The following is a 17,356-nucleotide window of genomic DNA, read 5'->3' as shown; positions in this document are numbered from 1 at the left end:
GCCAACACTCAGCGCCAATCACCCGCCCTTTTGCGCCGCGATCCAGCGGTCGATCTTGGCCTCCAGCACGGCCAGCGGCAAGCCGCCCGTGTTCAGCACCTGAGCGTGGAATTCCTTAATATCAAAGTCATCCGCCGGCTGCTCCTCAGCCCGTGCGCGCAGTTCCTGAATTTTCAGGGCGCCGATTTTGTAGGCCAGGGCCTGCGATGGAATGGCGATATAGCGCTCAACCTCGGAGACCACTTCGGTCCGGGTCATGCCGGAATTTTCGAGCATGAAGTCGATCGCCTTCTCCCGGCTCCAACCTTTCGCGTGCAGGCCGGTGTCGACCACAAGGCGCATCGCGCGCGGCTGCTCGTCCTGCAGCGTGCCATAGCGGTTCCACGGGTCTTCAAAGAAACCCATTTCATAGCCCAAGGTCTCAGCATAAAGCGCCCAGCCCTCAACAAAGGCGGTCGTCCCGCCAAAGCGCATGAAGGCGGGCAGAGCTTCGTTTTCCTGAGCCAGACTGATCTGGAAGTGGTGGCCCGGTGCACCCTCGTGCAGGTAGAGCGTCATATTACCGGTCGTCAGACGGCTCGGCAGGTCGTAGGCGTTGAAAAAGAATGTGCCGGGGCGCGAGCCGTCGGGCGTTCCTGATTGGTACGAACCGCCCGCGCTAAACTGCTCAATCGAAGGATCGTAAGGCTTAATCACCAGCTCCGATTTAGGGAGCAGTGAGAAGTACTCGCCGATCTTCTTATCGACCTCTTTGCCGAGATCGTAATAGCTCTGGGTCAGCGCCTCGCGGCTCTCCGGCTTGAACTGCTCATCGGTGCGGACATAGTCGAAAAACTCGTTGAGCGTGCCTTCAAACCCAACCTCTGCCTGGACCTTTTCAAGGTCCGATTTGACCCGTGCGACTTCTTTCAGCCCAAGCTCATGGATCGTATTCGCATCAAGTGGCAGCGTCGTCGTACTCTCGATCAGCTGAGCATACAGCTCCTCGCCGCCCTCCATCTGGCTGAGTCCAACGCTGTCGCGGGCTACGGCCAGATATTCATCGCGCAGGAAATCACGCATCAGCGTGTGCGCGGCGTAAATTTCCTTGGTTTTCGCTTCGTAGGCTGCGGTCAGGCGCGCTTTGTCTTCCTCAGAGAAATCCTCCGGAAAGTTCTTCACCGGACCCATGAACTGCGATTCCGCAATCGGAATGGCGATCTGGGTGTCGAGTTGAGAAATGACATTGCCAATCGTCAGCTTGGTTTCCACCACGCCGCTTTTCATGCCTTCGCGGAATTTCTCAATCGCGCGGTCATTGATCGCGATGTAATCATCATGGCGCGACAGATTGTCTTCGTAATTGGCGATCGTGCGGAAGGGCGCTGCGCCGGTACCGCTGGCGAAGCTGGGGTAGAAGGTGTGAAAGCCGCTGAAATGGTTGACCGGGCGCACTTCGGTAAGCGCACGAATGCGGTCGGTGCTGGCTTTGAGCGATTGCTCCTGATTGTATTTGAACACATCATAGGCAAGTTGATCAGTGGCCGAGAGCTTTGACCGGTCAATCTGCGCGAGCAGCGCCATGTTCAATTGCGTGTCGGTGCGCCCGGCCAGGAACTGCGCATCGGTGAGGAAATCGCCGAGCTTGTCCGCGTCCTTATCGTCCCCGCGAAACAGGCGCGAGAGCGGGCTGAGCGCGAGCTGGCGCTGGTCAGAATCGGCGAACAAAGCGAACAGCTTCTCGCCTTCCGTCTGCGGCTGCTCAGCGGCGGCCTCTGGCGCGGCACTGTGATGGTCAGCGAGAGCTGGCGCAGCAGGTAGAACGAAGGCTGTCGCGGCGAGAAGTGCGGCACGAATATGCATGATGCGGAAGTCCCCTTAACCAAATTTGATTGTCGGCCCGCGCTACCCCTGCCCCAATGCAAGGGCAAGCGGATGCCCGACCAACGTTCAATCCTGTTCGATCAATTGGCCGCGATCATTCGATCACGCGGCCGCGAACCATGACGAAATCGACATCCTCCAACACGCTGACATCAGCCAGCGGATTGCCATTGACCGCGATGATATCAGCAGAAAATCCCGGCGCGATCCGGCCAATCTCATTTTCCAGGCCCAGCACTTCGGCTGCGACCGTGGTGGCTGATGCCAGCACTGCGCGGTCCGACATGCCGCCTTTGCGCATCAGAGCCAGCTCGCCCGCGTTTTGACCATGTGGGAAGACGCCCGCATCGGTGCCAAATGCGATTTTCACGCCGTACTCGTTCGCGCGCTCCACAATCGTGCCCGCAAACTGGCCAACTGTGCGGATCTTGCCCTCCACCACTGGGGTGTAAAATCCGGTGCCGAGATTGGTTTTGATCCCTTCGAACGCCATCAAAGTGGGGACCAATGTCGTGCCGCTGGCGATCATCGCGTCGGCCGCGGCTTTATCGATGTAAGTGCCATGCTCAATCGTGTGCACACCAGCGCGCGCCGCCGCTTCAATCCCGCGTGCGCCATGCGCGTGAGCAGCGACCTTCAGGCCGAGCGTTTCTGCCGTGTCGACAATCGACTTCATTTCGGCGTCGGTAAAGTGCGCCTCTAGTCCCCGGCCCTGCTGGCTGAGCACGCCGCCCGTGGCTGTGATCTTGATCAGGTCCGCGCCATATTTGGATGCCTCGCGCACTTTCTCAGAGCACTCGACCGGCCCGGTGCAGGTGAACCCGGATTCCAGCACGTCGTTCACATGTTTATGAAAACCATTGGTGTCGCCGTGTCCGCCAACAATGCTGATCGTGCGGGCGGATGTTACGACACGCGGGCCGGGCACAATGCCCTCTGCCGTGGCGCGGCGCAGCATTTGCGTAACCTGATCGGTCCGCGAGCCAAGATCGCGCACAGTCGTGAACCCAGCCAACGCGGTGATGCGGGCATTCTTCGCCGCGATCAGCGTGTAATATTCCGGCGGCGTGGTGGCCGCGCGCCAGAACTCACCGCTCGGGTCACCGGACAGATGCGTGTGCAGATCGATCATGCCGGGCAGGACGGTTTTGTCAGAGAGATCGATCTCGCGGTCAACATTGAGGTCCCCCTCACTCTGACTGACCGACACGACCTTGCCATCTTCAATGATAATCACCGCCGGAGAGATCGGCGCGCTGTTCGCATCAACAATCACGCTGCCCGCCCTGATACCAATGGTCTCAGCCACCGCAGGCGCGCTCAGCAGTGTCGCAGCAACGATCGCGGGAACCGCGAGCTTGGATAGCAATTTCATCATTACACCTCTCTTACGTTTCGCACGTGATAGGCTCGCTCTAAGCCGAGCTGCAAGCCCATCAGACAAGAAACGAATGCGCTGAAATTTGCCAAAGGCGCGCTGAACGTTATGAAAGACATGTAATTATCCACCCACAGGGGACAATTTTCTTATGAACCGGCTTTCCTTAATTTCCGCCACATTGTTCGCATCGGTCTCATTAACCGCGGCCGCCCATGCCCGCCCGATGACGCCGGAAGACGTCGCCAAGCTGGAAAGCGTTGGCACAATGGCCGTCTCGCCTGATGGGCAGCGCATTGCCTTCACGACCTCCAGCCTGCCGGATGTGACCGAGGGCGAGAAGGACGGATCGTTCACTCAGGAATTGAAAGTGGCAAGCGCGCCGGGTGATGCCCGCGCTTATCTGCCCGATGATGTCTCACCGGGCGGCGTGGCGTTTTCGCCCGACGGCCAGATGGTCAGCTTCCTGTGGACGAAGGAAGACGAGAAACGCGCCGTTTGGGGCGTTCCAGTGGACGGCGGTACGTATAAGAAACTCGCCGAAGTCGAAGATGCCAATGTCCGCAGCTACCGCTGGAGCGATGATGGCGGCACCTTGTTCCTGCTCGCCAATGCTGAGGACGACAAGCAGCGCGAGACGCAGCGCAAGGCCGGATTTAACGCGCGGGTTTACGAGGAAGAGTTCAAGCCCGCCCGCATGTTCGCGGCGAAAGTCAGCGAAGAAGTGGACGAGAACCCGCGCGAGATCGCTCTGCCCGGTTTCGTCAGCGCATTCGACATTGCGCCGGGCAGTGCGTTCGGCATCGTCGAAACCGCGCCGACCCCGCTGGTCGATGACAGCTACACCAGCAAACGGGTCAATATCATTGATCTCAGCACGGGCAATGTTCGCGCAGTTGTAGAGACGCCGGGCAAGATCGACGATGTCGAAATCTCACCCGATGGCTCGCAGCTCTCGCTGATCGCAGGCGTCGATATGAACGACCCGGCGGCGACCACTTTGCACCTCGTCGACACTGCGACGGGCGCCTACCGCGCGCTCAATGCGGGCGCTGCAGAAGCCGCCGTGGATGCAGAATGGCTCGCCAATGGCCGCCTCGCCACGATCATTCACACCGGCGCGCAAAGCGTGCTGCGGATCTACAATTCGAACGGAACCGTGCGTCAAGAAACCGATCCGGGCGATTTGATCCTGACCCGGGTTGAGGCCGCTGGCGGACGGATGGTTGTCGCCGCAAACAGCCCCAAGCATCCGAACGAAGTGTTCTCCGTAAGCGGCAGCACCTTCACCCGTTGGACGACGCATAACCCGTGGCTGGCCGATATCTCCTTCGGGAATCAGCGCGCCTACACCTACACCGCGCGCGATGGCCAAGAGATTGAAGGCGTTCTGATCGAACCGGTTGGCGGCGTTCCAGAAGGCGGCGCGCCGACCATCATGAACGTTCATGGCGGGCCGGAAGCGCATGAAAGCAATGGCTGGCAAACGGCCTATTCGAAACCGGGCCAAATGGCCGCTGGTAAGGGCTATGCGGTGTTCCTGCCGAATTATCGCGGCTCCACCGGATACGGCGTTGCCTTCGCTAAACAGCATCAGGGCAATTACACCGATCCTGAGTTCACCGATATTGTCGATGCGAAACGCGCGCTGGTCGCGGAAGGCATCACCGATGCGGACCGCACCGGGATCACCGGCGGATCATACGGAGGCTATGCGAGCGCCTGGGGCGCAACCGCGCATTCAGCGGAATACGCCGCCAGCGTAATGTTCGTCGGTATTTCCAACCAGATCAGCAAGTTTGGCACCGGCGACATCCCATACGAGATGTACAATGTGCACAGCCGCAAATGGCCATGGGATGATTGGCAGGCGATGCTGGAGGTCTCACCGATCTTCCACGTCGACAAGGCCGAGACACCGATCCTGATCATGCACGGCGACAGCGATACCCGCGTTGATCCGGGTCAGTCGCTTGAACTTTATCGCTCGATCAAGATCCGTAAGCCCGAAACACCGGTTCGGATGGTGTTCTACCCGGGTGAACCACATGGCAACCGCCGGGCGGGCAGCCGCTATGATTACAATCTGCGGATGCTCGAATGGTTCGACACCTATTTGATGACCGGCGACCGCAAGGCAGCAATGCCCGCCCCGCGCCCGCAATTGGCCGATGGTGCCAAGGGCGCAAAGCCATCAACTAAGGACGATGACGACAGCGAGGATTGAGTTGTTTAGTCAGCGCTACATTTAAAAAAGGGCTGCTCTAACCGGCGGCCCTTTTTATGCTAGGCTGAGCCAACCGCATGCATCTGTGCCCCGCGACCAAGCCATCTAGCTAGTGCTGGTTCGGACCCGCAAGGGTTCGCAAGCGCGACCGCGCGCCCGAGCTTATGCGAGGAAAGCCAAGGCGGACGGATGTCCGCCGCCCGGCGTTTGAGGGCGATCAATCAAAAAGTATAACCCACACCCGCGCCGACCAGGAATTGATCCGCGCTGCCTCGGACCGAGGTAAACGGCGTGTCAGCGGCATCGCCGACCAAGCGGCTGTACCCGCCTATCCCATAGATATTGAGTCCGCCATTGAGCGCATTGCCATCCAGATCAAAGGTAACAATCGCGGTCAGGCCGAGGCTGTTTAGCCCGCCATCGGCGGTAAATTCGGCAAGGCCGCTATCCGCGCTCTGCTGAGGCGTGACGGTGTAGTAATAGTCGGCGAAGCTATCATCGACGAAGCTCGCGCTCGCGCTCACCTGCACTACTGCGCCGCGTCCGACCGGGGTGAAATAGCCGACGCTCGGCTCGATTAGCATCCCGTCATGCGCACCCAAAATGTCCCAGCGCACCTGCGTCGAGAAGGTGACCGCATCGAACCGGTTGAGCACGCCGGGAATGCGCACCCCGCCTTGCACGCCCAGCTCAAATGCGGTGTCCAAATCCTCGGTCAGCGCGACCACCGGGTCTTCGATGTCGCCATCACGGTCGTTGCGCAGGCGAAAGGCTGGCCCAAAAGAGACGCTGGTCTCAGATGGTCCTGCGCTCGGCGCCTGTGACAGCAGATCGAGCGCAAAGCCGGGGCCATTGGGGCTGATCCCGACGCCGCCCACGCGGCCAACGATCAGCGGCAGCGGAAAGACATTGTAATCATCTGAACCGGAATAGCTCGGCACGAGACCCGCGCCGATACCAATCGTCACCCAGGTTTCATCAAAGACGTTCTCGCCGTTCAAGACACCGGGTGGCGGACCACCAGCGCCGCTTGGCGCGCCTTGACGTTCGGTTTGCTGGCCCCCGCCCGCAGCAGCATCGCGCTCGCTCGGCTGGGATGTGCCATCTGCGTCATCACCGCTCGCATAAGCTGGCGGGCTGGCGAAAGTGGCGGCAGCGAACAGCGCCAAAGCGATTGTTTTTCGTGACATTTCTAGCTCCATTTAGCCATTCAACCGACCGCCCTTGGGTCAGTTCCCGAAGGCCTAAGCGGAACCTGCCGCTTGCCACTCGGCAATTGCATCAATCGGGAACAGCAGCATGATCACAGTAAGCGTCAAGCCATCACGCACCACGTATGCTGCGAGCAGTTCCATGAACACGGCAAGAATGATGGTCACTTTGATCGGGAGCTTCATCGCGAGCCAGAAGCCAAACGCCATCCAACCGATATCAGCAAAGGAATTAAGGACGCTGTCGCCAGAATAGCCCCAATTGGCCGTGACCGAGCGGAACCGCTCAATCACCATGGGCGTATTTTCGAGCACTTCCCATGCCGCCTCAAGAAACACCGCGAGTGGTAAGCCCCAACGAAACGCACTCTCTCCGCCGATTTTCCATTTCACAAACAGCAGCCACCCCAGCGCATAAAAGATCGGGCCATGAATGATGTGACTTGGCGTGTACCAATCAGCGATATGCTGGCTGTTGCCGGCAGAATTGATGTCGCCATGCCACAACTTGATATCGCCGCATTCGCAAATCGGCGGGCGGCCCATGACGAGCAAGATCAAGACGGCTGCGATTGCAATCCCGATAGAGACAAGGATCGTGGTGCGATTGGGGATCAGTTTTGCCATTGGCGCAGGGTGTGAATCAGCGCGGGCTCACTTGCAAGCAAAGATCGCCGCAAGCAGCCACAATTGCAGCGCAAAGCCTGAGGCGGCGGCATGGCAATATGCCTGCCATTACAACGCGCCATTGCCGATCTCTCGCGCTTTCCCTAGGGCGAGGTCAGCATGAGCGGAAACACAATCGATGTGGCCATTGTTGGCGGCGGTCTGGCTGGCGGATTGATCGCGCTGGCGCTTTTCCGCGAGCGGCCCGAATTGCGGCTTTCCATCATCGAAAATGGCAAGAGCTTTGGCGGCAACCACCGCTGGAGCTGGTTTGACAGCGACCTGTCCGAGGCTGGTCGGGAACTGCTCTCCGCCTTCCGCCAGACCGAATGGGACAGCGGCTATGACGTGGCCTTTCCGAAATATCGCCGCACACTGAAGACCGGCTATCGCTCCATGGCGAGCGCCGACTTTCACGAAGGTCTCGTGCGGCTGCTACCTGAGGGCGCGATGCGGCTTGGCTGCGCGGCGGAGGCCATCGATGCGCGCGGCGTCACGCTGGCCGATGGAGAGCGGATCAACGCCCGCGCAGTGATCGATTGCCGCAGTTTTTCACCCAGCCCGCATTTGCGCGGGGGGTGGCAGATCTTCATGGGCCGCCAGATGCGGCTGGATGAGGCCCACGGGCTGGAGCGGCCGGTGATCATGGACGCAGCCGTTGATCAGCACGCCCCCCACGGCAATGGCGGAGCTTACCGCTTCGTCTACACTCTGCCGCTGGGCGCGCATGATGTGTTTGTCGAGGATACCTATTACGCCGACGATCCAAAGATGGACCGCAGCGCTTTGTCTTCTCGCATTGATGCCTATACCCGCCAGCACGGCTGGGTCGATGGCGCGATTGTCGGCAGTGAAGCGGGCCTGCTGCCCGTGCTAACTGGAGGCAATTTCGCCGCTTACCAGGCCGAGGTGCGCATTCCCGGCGTCGCCATTGCGGGCGCGCGAGGCGGCTTCGTCCATCCGCTCACCAGCTATACCATGGTGATCGCGGTCGAAAACGCACTGACTATCGCGGCCGAAGCGGACCTTGCGGGCGCTCAGCTGGCCGCACTGTTCGAGACGCGGGCCGCGCGGCACTGGCGCAAGACCGGATATTACCGGATGCTGGCACGCATGCTGTTCTTCGCGCCAAAGCCGCACCGCCGGGTCGACATATTCCAGCGCTTCTACACCCTTCGCGAAGGGCTGATCGAGCGGTTCTATGCCGCGCGCTCTACCCGGCGTGATAAACTGCGCGTCCTTTGGGGCAAGCCGCCCGTAACTATCCCGCGTGCGCTCGCCGCCATGATCAAAAGCGGCGAGCCGCTGACAACCAAATCGCAATCGGAGAAATCGGTATGAATGCCCCCGTGTCGCAGACTGACAGACTGGACCTCGCCTCTCCGCCCCCCACTGGCCAAGGGATCAACCCGGCCTCGGCAGAGAAATATGAAGGCCGCACTGCCTGCGTCGTTGGCGCAGGATTTGGCGGCATGGCGCTCGCTATGCGGCTGCAATCGGCGGGCATTGCGACCACTGTGGTGGAAGCGCGCGATAAGCCGGGCGGCCGGGCCTATTTTTGGGAAAAAGACGGCTTCACCTTCGATGCTGGTCCCACGGTCATCACCGATCCGCCCTGCCTTGAGGAGCTGTGGCAGCCGACCGGGCACGACATTTCTGAAGACGTTGAGCTGATGAAGGTCATGCCGTTTTACCGGCTGAACTGGCCTGATGGCACCAATTTCGAATATTCAAACGACGAAGCGGAACTCAACGCAGAAATCGCCAAGCTCGATCCCGATGACGTGGTCGGATATGCCCGCTTTCTGGAATATTCCGCGGGCGTGCATGAAGAAGGCTATCTGAAACTCGGCCACAAGCCGTTCCTTGATTTCAAGAGCATGCTGAAAGCCGCCCCGGCGCTGGTCAAGAAACAGGCCTGGCGCAGCGTCTATTCTATGGTCTCCAGCTACGTGAAGAACGAGAAACTGCGTGAAGCGTTCTCGTTTCACTCGCTGCTGGTTGGCGGCAATCCGATGAACACCAGCGCGATCTACGCGCTCATTCACAAGCTGGAAAAAGACGGCGGTGTGTGGTGGGCGCGCGGCGGCACCAATCGCCTGATCGCAGGCATGATCCGCCATTTTGAGCGGCTCGGCGGCACCATGCGCGTTGGCGACGGGGTGAAGCAGGTTCACACCATCGGCAACCGCGCCACCGAAGTGGAGACCGAAAGCGGCTGGAAACAGCGCTTTGACGCGGTCGCCTCCAACGCGGATATCATGCATTCCTACCGCGATCTGCTGTCCGGCTCTCCGCGCGGACCGAAGGCGGCGAAAGCAATCTCGCGCAAGAGCTTCAGCCCATCGCTGTTCGTGGTGCATTTCGGGCTGGAGGGCGCATGGCCCGGCATCCCGCATCACATGATCCTGTTCGGCCCGCGCTATAAAGGCCTGCTAGACGACATCTATAAAAACGGCGTGCTGCCGCAGGATTTCAGCATCTATCTGCACCACCCGACCGTCACAGATCCCAGCATGGCGCCTAAGGGCAAGAGCACGTTTTATGCGCTCGTTCCCGTCGCGCACATGGGCAAGATGCCGATTGATTGGGACGTCGAAGGACCGAAGCTCGAAAAGGCGATCCTGGACGAAATTGGCCGCCGCCTAATCCCGGACATTCACGACCGGATCGTGACCAAATTCAGCTATGCACCAAAAGACTTCTCACAAGACCTCAACGCGCATTTGGGCAGCGCCTTCAGCCTTGAGCCCGTGCTGTGGCAGAGCGCATATTTGCGCGGACACAACCGCGACGATGTGATCGACAATTTCTACCTCGTCGGCGCAGGCACCCACCCAGGCGCAGGCATTCCCGGCGTGGTCGGCAGCGCAAAAGCAACCGCAGGCTTGATGCTGGAGGATTTGGCAAAGGCATCCTCCCCATGATGGGGAGGGGGACCGCGGCACCCCGCGCCGTGGAGGAGGGGATAGTCGCTTGATCAGCGGCCCTGCTCAAACCGTAAAGCTAGCGCGAAAACTGCGCCGAGAGATGTCGCTCCCTGAAGTCATGCTGTGGCAAGAATTTCGCAAACACCCTGGAGGCAACAAGTTTCGCCGGCAACATCCCGCTGGCCCGTTTGTGCTCGACTTCTATTGCGCCAAGGCAAAACTGGACGTCGAAGTGGATGGAACGGCTCACGACAGCCCGGCAATGTCCGTCAGAGACGCCAAACGATCAGCCTTTCTCAGACGCAAAGGCATCGCCACAACGCGCATAACAGCCAAGCTCATACTTGCAGATTTGGACGCAGTGGTTAGGCGACTAATTGTGATTTGCAACGAACGATTGGAAGCTATGTCGAACGCCCCCTCCACCAGCCTGCGGCTGGTCCCCCTCCCCGTCTCGGGCAGGAAAGATGAAACGCCTCGCTGTCTATTGCGGATCGGCCACGCCCGAAGACCCGCGCTATATCGAACTTGCCACTGAGGTCGGCCAAAGCCTTGCCACGCGCGGCATTGGCGTCGTCTATGGCGGCGGGCGGCTGGGCCTGATGGGCGCGGTGGCGAATGGCGCGAAAGACGCGGGCGGCGAAGTCATCGGCGTGATCCCAGAGGCCCTGGTCAATTCCGAGGTTGCCAATCACAATTGCGACGAGCTGATCACCGTCACAGGCATGCACGAGCGCAAACAGCGTTTCACCGATCTGTCCGATGGCTTTGTCACAATACCCGGCGGGGTCGGGACAATGGACGAATTGTGGGAAGCGATGAGCTGGGCGCAGCTTGGCTATCACTCCGATCCGGTGGGTCTGCTCAATGCCTTTGGTTTCTATGATGATCTGATCGCGTTCAACGCCAAAATGGCGGATGTCGGCTTTGTCCGCCCGGCACATCAGAACATCCTGATCCACGCGGACACTATGCCCGATCTGCTCGACAAAATGGCCGCATACCAGCCGCATACGCCGATCTTTCGGATGAAGGCTGAGGATTTGTGATGCAGTCTTCGTTGCGCACGGCCCGCACATCCGTGCGTGCCTTGGCCTGGCCAGCCCGCTCCCTCCACCCTTCCACCCGGATTATCACGCCGGGTTACGATCCGGGTGGAAGGGTGGAGGGAGCGGGCTGGCCGGGCGCGAGCGATAGCGAGCCGCGAACACATGGTTGACCCTGAACGCAGGGCCGTCCTCGTCGCTCATTCACGCGGCGCTATCAAGCACGGCTCGCAAAGCTTCTCCGCCGCCTCCAAACTGTTCGACCAGGAAACGCGCGAGCGCGCCTGGCTGCTTTACGCTTGGTGCCGCCGCGCCGATGATATCGCCGACAATCAGGACATGGGCGGGCCACTGGGCGATCAATCCAGCGCCGAGGAACGTCTAGCCCTGATCCGCAAGCTCACCGGCAAAGCGTTAAGCGGCGAGCCGACCGGGGATCCTGCCTTCGACGCGCTGGGCCTGGTGGCCGAGGAATGCGGGCTGACCGCACAGATGGCCGAAGATGTGATCGAAGGCTTTGCGCTCGACGCAGAAGATTGGCGCCCGCGCACCGAGGCCGATATGCTGCGCTATTGCTATCATGTGGCGGGCGCGGTTGGCGTCATGATGGCGGTGGTCATGGGCGTCGCCCCGGATGATGAGGACACGCTCGATCGTGCCTGCGACCTTGGCCTCGCCTTTCAACTCTCCAACATTGCCCGCGACATAGTCGAGGATGACGCGGCGGGCCGCTGCTATCTGCCAGCGGAATGGCTGGTCGAAGAAGATATCGAGCCCGGCCAGCACACCAAGCCGCACCACCGCGAAGAGCTAGCCGATATGGCCGCGCGGCTGGTCGCTTTGGTTGAAAAGCACGAGGCCGCCGCTCGCGTAGGCGCCGCCCGCCTCCCCTTCCGCAGCCGCTGGGCCGTGCTGTCCGCAGCGCGAATTTACGGCGCAATCGGGCGCAAGGTCCGCGCGCGCGGGACCGAGGCATGGAACAGTCGCACCTATGTGCCGCGCTCAGAAAAGGCGCTCTACGGCGTACGCGCATTCCTCTCCGCCGTGATCAACCGGGAAAAGCGCCCCGACGGGGAGATCACCTGGGGCATCAAGGATTTCCGGCCAAACGCTTGAAGCGGGCCGCGCACGCGACTAACCCGTCCAAATGATCAGCAAACTCCTTATCGCTAATCGCGGCGAAATCGCCTGCCGCATCATCGGCACTGCGCGGGCCATGGGGGTCGCCACAGTGGCGGTCTATTCCGATGCCGATGCCAAGGCTTTGCATGTGCGCCAAGCCGACGAGGCCGTGCATATCGGCCCCTCGCCCGCGGCGGAAAGCTATCTGATCGGTGACAAGATCATTGCCGCGGCCAAAGAGACCGGAGCCGAGGCGATCCACCCCGGCTATGGCTTTCTGTCAGAGAACGCAGACTTTGCGCAGGCCGTGATCGACGCGGGCCTGATCTGGGTCGGGCCAATGCCGGACAGCATCCGCGCGATGGGCCTGAAAGATGCGGCCAAGCGGCTGATGATGGATGCGGGCGTGCCGGTCACTCCGGGCTATCTCGGCGAAGATCAGTCGGTCGAGCGCCTGTCCAAGGAAGCGGACGCGATTGGATACCCAGTGCTGATCAAGGCGGTCGCGGGCGGCGGCGGCAAGGGCATGCGCAAGGTCGACACGCCAGAGAACTTCGCAGCCGACCTCGAAAGCTGCCGGCGTGAGGCCAAGGCTAGCTTTGGCAATGATGAGGTGCTGCTGGAGAAGTGGATCACCTCGCCCCGCCATATCGAGGTGCAAGTGTTCGGCGACAGCCACGGCAATGTCGTCCACCTGTTTGAGCGCGATTGCTCGCTGCAACGCCGCCACCAAAAGGTGATCGAAGAAGCCCCTGCGCCGGGCATGGACGAAGCCACCCGCGAAGAGATTTGCGCCGCCGCCGTACGCGCCGCAAAAGCGGTTGACTACGAAGGCGCAGGCACAATTGAGTTTATCGCCGACGCCAGCGAAGGCCTACGCGCGGACCGCATCTTCTTTATGGAGATGAACACGCGGTTGCAGGTCGAGCACCCGGTGACCGAGGAGATCACCGGTGTAGATCTGGTCGAATGGCGGCTGCGCGTGGCGAGCGGCGAGCCGATTCCGGTGAAACAGGACGAGCTGAGCATTAACGGCCACGCGATTGAAGCGCGGCTCTATGCGGAGGATCCAGCGAAGGGGTTTTTGCCGAGTACGGGGCGGTTGGATATCCTAGATTTCTGTGGCGATGCGCGCATCGAAACGGGCGTCAAGGAGGGGGCAAATGTTTCGCCATTTTATGACCCTATGATCGCCAAAGTAGTTTCCCTTGGTGAAACGCGGGAAGAGGCAATCGAGGCCCTCGCCGTGGAGCTCGAATATTCGTCAATCTGGCCCATAAAGACCAATCTCGCTTTCCTAGTTAGTTTGCTTCGCGATGAAGACGTCGTGCAAGCCAATCTCGATACTGGTTTGATTGAGCGCAAGCAGGAAGCACTGACCGCACAACCCGAGTTGAGCGATCGCGCCTTGAGTGATGCGCTTCATTGGTTTGTGCGAGAAACCACCGGCTTTGGCCAATTCGATCCAAAAGCAGAACCCTTAATCGGTGTTCGCCTAAATAGGGTGCAACAGCAGGAATTCAGACTGGCAGTTAACGGCGAGGCGACAGCGTTCCAATACGACCCAACACCCAAAGGGCAGTATTTTGAACACGGATTCAGAGACTGTATCGAACCTCATGCGCAGTTCGTCAGCATTGGCGGGCACATGTTCAAAATTTCGCTCCCGCGAACCGAAGGTGGGACAGGCACTTCCGCCGCAGACGGAGCGATCCTCGCGCCTATGCCGGGCAAGGTTATCGCGGTGGATGTAACTGAGGGCCAGACAGTCAAAGCGGGGGACCGCCTAATGGTGCTCGAGGCGATGAAGATGGAGCATGCGCTCACCGCGCCGTTTGACGGGACCGTCACCGAGCTTTCCGCCAGTCAGGATGCGCAGGTTCAGGTCGAAGCTGTACTGTGCGTGGTGGAGCCTACAGAATGATCCTCCCCGTTTCGGGGAGGTGGCAGCGCAAAGTGCTGACGGAGGGGAACTCGCGGCATATCCCCGCCACCAGACTGCGTCTGGTCCCCCTCCCCATTCTGGGGAGGAATTATGACCTGGCGATCTGAACTCGAAGAATTGCGAGCACGCGAGGCGCTGGCCGAGGAGATGGGCGGGCCGGACAAAGTCGCGCGCCAGCATAGCCGGGGCAAAATGGATGCCCGCGATCGGCTCGCGGCGCTGTGCGATCCCGGCTCTTTCCGCGAGATCGGCAAAATCGCCGGCAACGCCCGCTATGACGAGAACGGCGATCTGGCCGGTGTCACTCCTGCTCCGTTCCTGTTCGGCAAAGCGACCGTCAATGGCCGCCCCATCGTCGCGACTGCCGACGATTTCACCATTCGCGGCGGCGCGGCGGATGCGGGCATTTCGCGCAAGATGGTGCAGGCGGAAAAGATGGCGCACGAGCTGAAGCTGCCGATCGTCAAGATGATTGACGGCACTGGCGGCGGCGGCAGCGTCAAAACACTGGAGCAAATCGGCGCGACCTATATCCCCGCTGTTCCCGGCTGGGGCGATGTTGTCGAGAACCTCGACACTGTCCCGGTCGTCGCACTCGCGCTTGGTCCAACGGCTGGCCTTGGCGCAGCCCGCATTGTCGCCAGCCATTACTCGATCATGGTGCGCGGCCTCTCGCAATTGTTCGCCGCTGGCCCTGCCGTGGTGGATGGGCTGGGCGAAAGCTACAAGGGCTCCACCGATCACGCGCAGGCCAAGGAAGAGCTCGGCGGCGTCGACATTCACACCCGCAACGGCGTGGTCGATGATGAGGTCGCAAGCGAGGCCGAGGCCTTTGCCCGGGCGCGCCATTTCCTCAGCTTTATGCCTGAATATGTCGGCCAGCACGCGCGCCGCGCGCAGCCGAGCGATCCCGTGGACCGCCGGGAAGAAGCGCTGCTGTCGCTGGTACCGCGCGACGACAAGCAGGTGTACTCCATGCGCCGCGCGATGGACCTGATCCTGGACACAGGCACGGTGTTTGAGATTGGCAAGAATTGGGGCCGCGCCGCAATCACCGCGCTTGCCCGGCTAGACGGCTATCCGATCGCGGTGGTGGCGAGCGATCCGAGCTATCTCGGCGGGTCGTGGGAGGCTAAGACATCTGAGAAGGTCGAACGCTTCGTCAAACTCGCCGACCAATTCCGCCTGCCGATCGTGCACCTCGTCGACAATCCCGGCTTTATGATCGGGCGCGAGGCGGAAATGGCGGGCACGATCCGATATGGCGTGCAGGCGATGAACGCGATTTATAAGGCCAGCGTCCCACTCGCCAGCATTGTGATGCGCCGCGCCTATGGGATCGCGGGCAGTGCGATGAGCAATGCCGACAAATTCCAATATCGCTATTGCTGGCCCTCGGGCGATTGGGGCAGCCTGCCTATCGCTGGCGGATTAGAGGTCGCCTACAAATCCGAGCTGGAGGCGGCCGATGATCCAGCCGCCATGCTGGAGGAGATCAAGTCGCGCTTGGGCAAGGTCACCTCACCCTTCCGCAGCGCTGAACGCTTCAATGTCGAGGATATTATCGACCCGCGCGACACGCGGCCCCTGCTGTGCGAATTTGCAGAGCTGGCGTGGCGGCGTCTTAGCAGCGAGGCCTAGCCACTAAAAACTGGGCCGAACTCTTCTCACCACTTACCCATTTGGCCGCGTGAATAGCCTGCCCCGCTCGCTGAACAACACGATGCCCAGCGACAGCAAAGAACAGACCAGCATTGCTATCGCCAGCGGCACCGCTGTTCCGTCATAAGACTTGCCAATCGCAATGCCCAGCACCGCGCCCAGCGTCATCCGCAAAGATGCGTGAACGGAACTCGCCGCGCCCGATATGTGGTAAAATGGCTGCATTGCGATTGAACTGAAATTCGCGCCGACAAAGCCGAGCATGGCCATCGAAAAGCTGAGGATTGGCACAAATTGCCACACGGTCTGCGTGCCGCTGCTCGCCGAATAAAGCTGTAGCAAGGAGGCGGCGATAAATAGGAACAGCGCAGTGTGGCTGACCCGGCGCGCGCCGAACCGTTCGACGATCCGCGAATTCGTAAAATTGGCCGCCACCATGCCGAGCACAGCGCCGCCGAAAATGAGCGCGAAGTACTCGCCCATGCCGAACGCCTCGCCGATCAATTGCTGCGAGGAATTGAGGAAGCCAAAGAGCGAGCCAAATACCAGCCCACTGCCGATGACATACCCGATTGCCTGACGATTGAGCAGCGCCTGCCCCATGTTTCGCGCAACGGTCGGTAGGTCGATTTTCTGCCGCGTTTCATCCGTCAATGTCTCTGGCAGTCGCAGCCACATCCACCCAGCAACCAGCGTTCCCGCCGCAGCCATTGCCAGAAAAATCGCCTGCCACCCGGCGAATATTAGGATCAATTGCCCGATTGCGGGGGCAATGATTGGGACGATCAAAAAGATCATCATAATGAGGCTCATCAGCCGAGCCATCCGGTCGCCGCCCACTTGATCACGCACAATCGCCGCGGGCACAACGCTGAGCCCGGCGCAGCTAAATCCCTGCAACAGGCGCATCACAATCAGCATATCAAAACTGGTCGCCAACGCGCAGGCGATGGAAAGGCTGATATAGGCAAACAGGCACACCGCGAGTACCGGCCTGCGGCCAAACCGGTCTGCAAACATGCCGGGAAACAAGGCGCCCACACCGGCGCCGAGGAAATATGCGCCGATCACTTGCTGACGGTCGTTGCCATCGGCGTCAAAGTCGCTCGCGATCTCTCCAAGAGCGGGTAGCATTGCGTCAATGCCAAACGCCTGCAGGCTCATCAGCAGCGCCATCAGCACGATCATCTCGCGCTCACCCAAGGCATTGGGAGCAGTGGCGGCTGTGGTTGTTGACATGGTCAGCGGTCATTGCGCGCAAGCGTGCCAGAAAGAAAGCGGCGATTTGATAGAGATACGCTTTTGT

13 protein-coding genes are annotated in these 17,356 nt (G+C 60.5%); 8 read left to right on the top strand and 5 right to left on the bottom strand.

Going from position 1 to position 17,356, the window contains the following annotated elements; genetic code table 11:
* Positions 1–18 precede the first annotated feature (18 nt).
* The gene (locus AC0V6M_RS07965; protein WP_486138282.1) at positions 19–1,842 is read right to left on the bottom strand and encodes a DUF885 domain-containing protein; all 1,824 of its coding nucleotides are present in this window, start codon (positions 1,840–1,842) and stop codon (positions 19–21) included.
* A gap of 115 nt (positions 1,843–1,957) precedes the next feature.
* A complete protein-coding gene (locus tag AC0V6M_RS07960; RefSeq protein WP_486139591.1) occupies positions 1,958–3,238 on the bottom strand; it encodes a metal-dependent hydrolase family protein in 1,281 nt (426 codons plus the stop codon).
* Positions 3,239–3,392: 154 nt separating this feature from the next.
* Between AC0V6M_RS07960 and AC0V6M_RS07955 the strand changes: the two genes are divergently transcribed.
* Positions 3,393–5,468, top strand: a complete 2,076-nt coding sequence (locus AC0V6M_RS07955; RefSeq protein WP_486138281.1) for a S9 family peptidase — start codon at positions 3,393–3,395, stop codon at positions 5,466–5,468.
* Between the two features lie 221 nt (positions 5,469–5,689).
* Here AC0V6M_RS07955 and AC0V6M_RS07950 read toward each other — a convergent pair whose 3' ends face one another.
* Entirely contained in the window at positions 5,690–6,658 is a 969-nt protein-coding gene (locus tag AC0V6M_RS07950; protein ID WP_486138280.1) for a MipA/OmpV family protein, read from the bottom strand.
* 54 nt (positions 6,659–6,712) lie between these two features.
* Positions 6,713–7,306, bottom strand: a complete 594-nt coding sequence (locus AC0V6M_RS07945; protein WP_486138279.1) for a DUF2585 family protein — start codon at positions 7,304–7,306, stop codon at positions 6,713–6,715.
* Between the two features lie 159 nt (positions 7,307–7,465).
* Between AC0V6M_RS07945 and crtY the strand changes: the two genes are divergently transcribed.
* The 7 genes from crtY to AC0V6M_RS07910 all read left to right on the top strand — a co-directional run bounded on the left by crtY (position 7,466) and on the right by AC0V6M_RS07910 (position 16,029).
* Entirely contained in the window at positions 7,466–8,686 is a 1,221-nt protein-coding gene (crtY, locus tag AC0V6M_RS07940) for a lycopene beta-cyclase CrtY (RefSeq protein ID WP_486138278.1), read from the top strand.
* Complete coding sequence (locus AC0V6M_RS07935; RefSeq protein WP_486138277.1) at positions 8,683–10,272, top strand: phytoene desaturase; 1,590 nt, start codon at positions 8,683–8,685, stop codon at positions 10,270–10,272. Before crtY ends, AC0V6M_RS07935 begins: the two co-directional genes overlap by 4 nt.
* Positions 10,273–10,375: 103 nt before the next feature.
* The gene (locus AC0V6M_RS07930) at positions 10,376–10,813 is read left to right on the top strand and encodes an endonuclease domain-containing protein (protein ID WP_486139590.1); all 438 of its coding nucleotides are present in this window, start codon (positions 10,376–10,378) and stop codon (positions 10,811–10,813) included.
* Complete coding sequence (locus AC0V6M_RS07925; RefSeq protein ID WP_486138276.1) at positions 10,743–11,324, top strand: LOG family protein; 582 nt, start codon at positions 10,743–10,745, stop codon at positions 11,322–11,324. Before AC0V6M_RS07930 ends, AC0V6M_RS07925 begins: the two co-directional genes overlap by 71 nt.
* A gap of 162 nt (positions 11,325–11,486) precedes the next feature.
* A complete protein-coding gene (locus AC0V6M_RS07920; protein WP_486138275.1) occupies positions 11,487–12,437 on the top strand; it encodes a phytoene/squalene synthase family protein in 951 nt (316 codons plus the stop codon).
* 31 nt (positions 12,438–12,468) lie between these two features.
* Positions 12,469–14,367, top strand: a complete 1,899-nt coding sequence (locus AC0V6M_RS07915; protein WP_486138274.1) for an acetyl/propionyl/methylcrotonyl-CoA carboxylase subunit alpha — start codon at positions 12,469–12,471, stop codon at positions 14,365–14,367.
* A gap of 111 nt (positions 14,368–14,478) precedes the next feature.
* Positions 14,479–16,029 carry an acyl-CoA carboxylase subunit beta gene (locus tag AC0V6M_RS07910; RefSeq protein WP_486138273.1) on the top strand — a complete coding sequence of 517 codons (1,551 nt, stop codon included), beginning with the start codon at positions 14,479–14,481 and terminating at the stop codon, positions 16,027–16,029.
* 33 nt (positions 16,030–16,062) lie between these two features.
* On the opposite strand, the gene AC0V6M_RS07905 is transcribed toward AC0V6M_RS07910, so the two are convergent.
* Complete coding sequence (locus tag AC0V6M_RS07905) at positions 16,063–17,289, bottom strand: multidrug effflux MFS transporter (protein WP_486138272.1); 1,227 nt, start codon at positions 17,287–17,289, stop codon at positions 16,063–16,065.
* Positions 17,290–17,356: the final 67 nt, after the last annotated feature.

The organism is Erythrobacter sp. JB3-1, from assembly GCF_057364995.1.
The sequence above is the reverse complement of the archived record's forward strand: the minus strand, read 5'-3'. Positions and strand labels throughout refer to the sequence as shown.

Excerpts from the sequence above, each read along its gene's own strand:
- AC0V6M_RS07965 (WP_486138282.1), bottom strand. The coding sequence starts at position 1,842 with ATGCATATTCGTGCCGCACTTCTCGCCGCGACAGCCTTCGTTCTACCT.
- AC0V6M_RS07960 (WP_486139591.1), bottom strand. The coding sequence starts at position 3,238 with ATGAAATTGCTATCCAAGCTCGCGGTTCCCGCGATCGTTGCTGCGACA.
- AC0V6M_RS07955 (WP_486138281.1), top strand. The coding sequence starts at position 3,393 with ATGAACCGGCTTTCCTTAATTTCCGCCACATTGTTCGCATCGGTCTCA.
- AC0V6M_RS07950 (WP_486138280.1), bottom strand. The coding sequence starts at position 6,658 with ATGTCACGAAAAACAATCGCTTTGGCGCTGTTCGCTGCCGCCACTTTC.
- AC0V6M_RS07945 (WP_486138279.1), bottom strand. The coding sequence starts at position 7,306 with ATGGCAAAACTGATCCCCAATCGCACCACGATCCTTGTCTCTATCGGG.
- crtY (WP_486138278.1), top strand. The coding sequence starts at position 7,466 with ATGAGCGGAAACACAATCGATGTGGCCATTGTTGGCGGCGGTCTGGCT.
- AC0V6M_RS07935 (WP_486138277.1), top strand. The coding sequence starts at position 8,683 with ATGAATGCCCCCGTGTCGCAGACTGACAGACTGGACCTCGCCTCTCCG.
- AC0V6M_RS07930 (WP_486139590.1), top strand. The coding sequence starts at position 10,376 with ATGTCGCTCCCTGAAGTCATGCTGTGGCAAGAATTTCGCAAACACCCT.
- AC0V6M_RS07925 (WP_486138276.1), top strand. The coding sequence starts at position 10,743 with ATGAAACGCCTCGCTGTCTATTGCGGATCGGCCACGCCCGAAGACCCG.
- AC0V6M_RS07920 (WP_486138275.1), top strand. The coding sequence starts at position 11,487 with ATGGTTGACCCTGAACGCAGGGCCGTCCTCGTCGCTCATTCACGCGGC.
- AC0V6M_RS07915 (WP_486138274.1), top strand. The coding sequence starts at position 12,469 with ATGATCAGCAAACTCCTTATCGCTAATCGCGGCGAAATCGCCTGCCGC.
- AC0V6M_RS07910 (WP_486138273.1), top strand. The coding sequence starts at position 14,479 with ATGACCTGGCGATCTGAACTCGAAGAATTGCGAGCACGCGAGGCGCTG.
- AC0V6M_RS07905 (WP_486138272.1), bottom strand. The coding sequence starts at position 17,289 with ATGTCAACAACCACAGCCGCCACTGCTCCCAATGCCTTGGGTGAGCGC.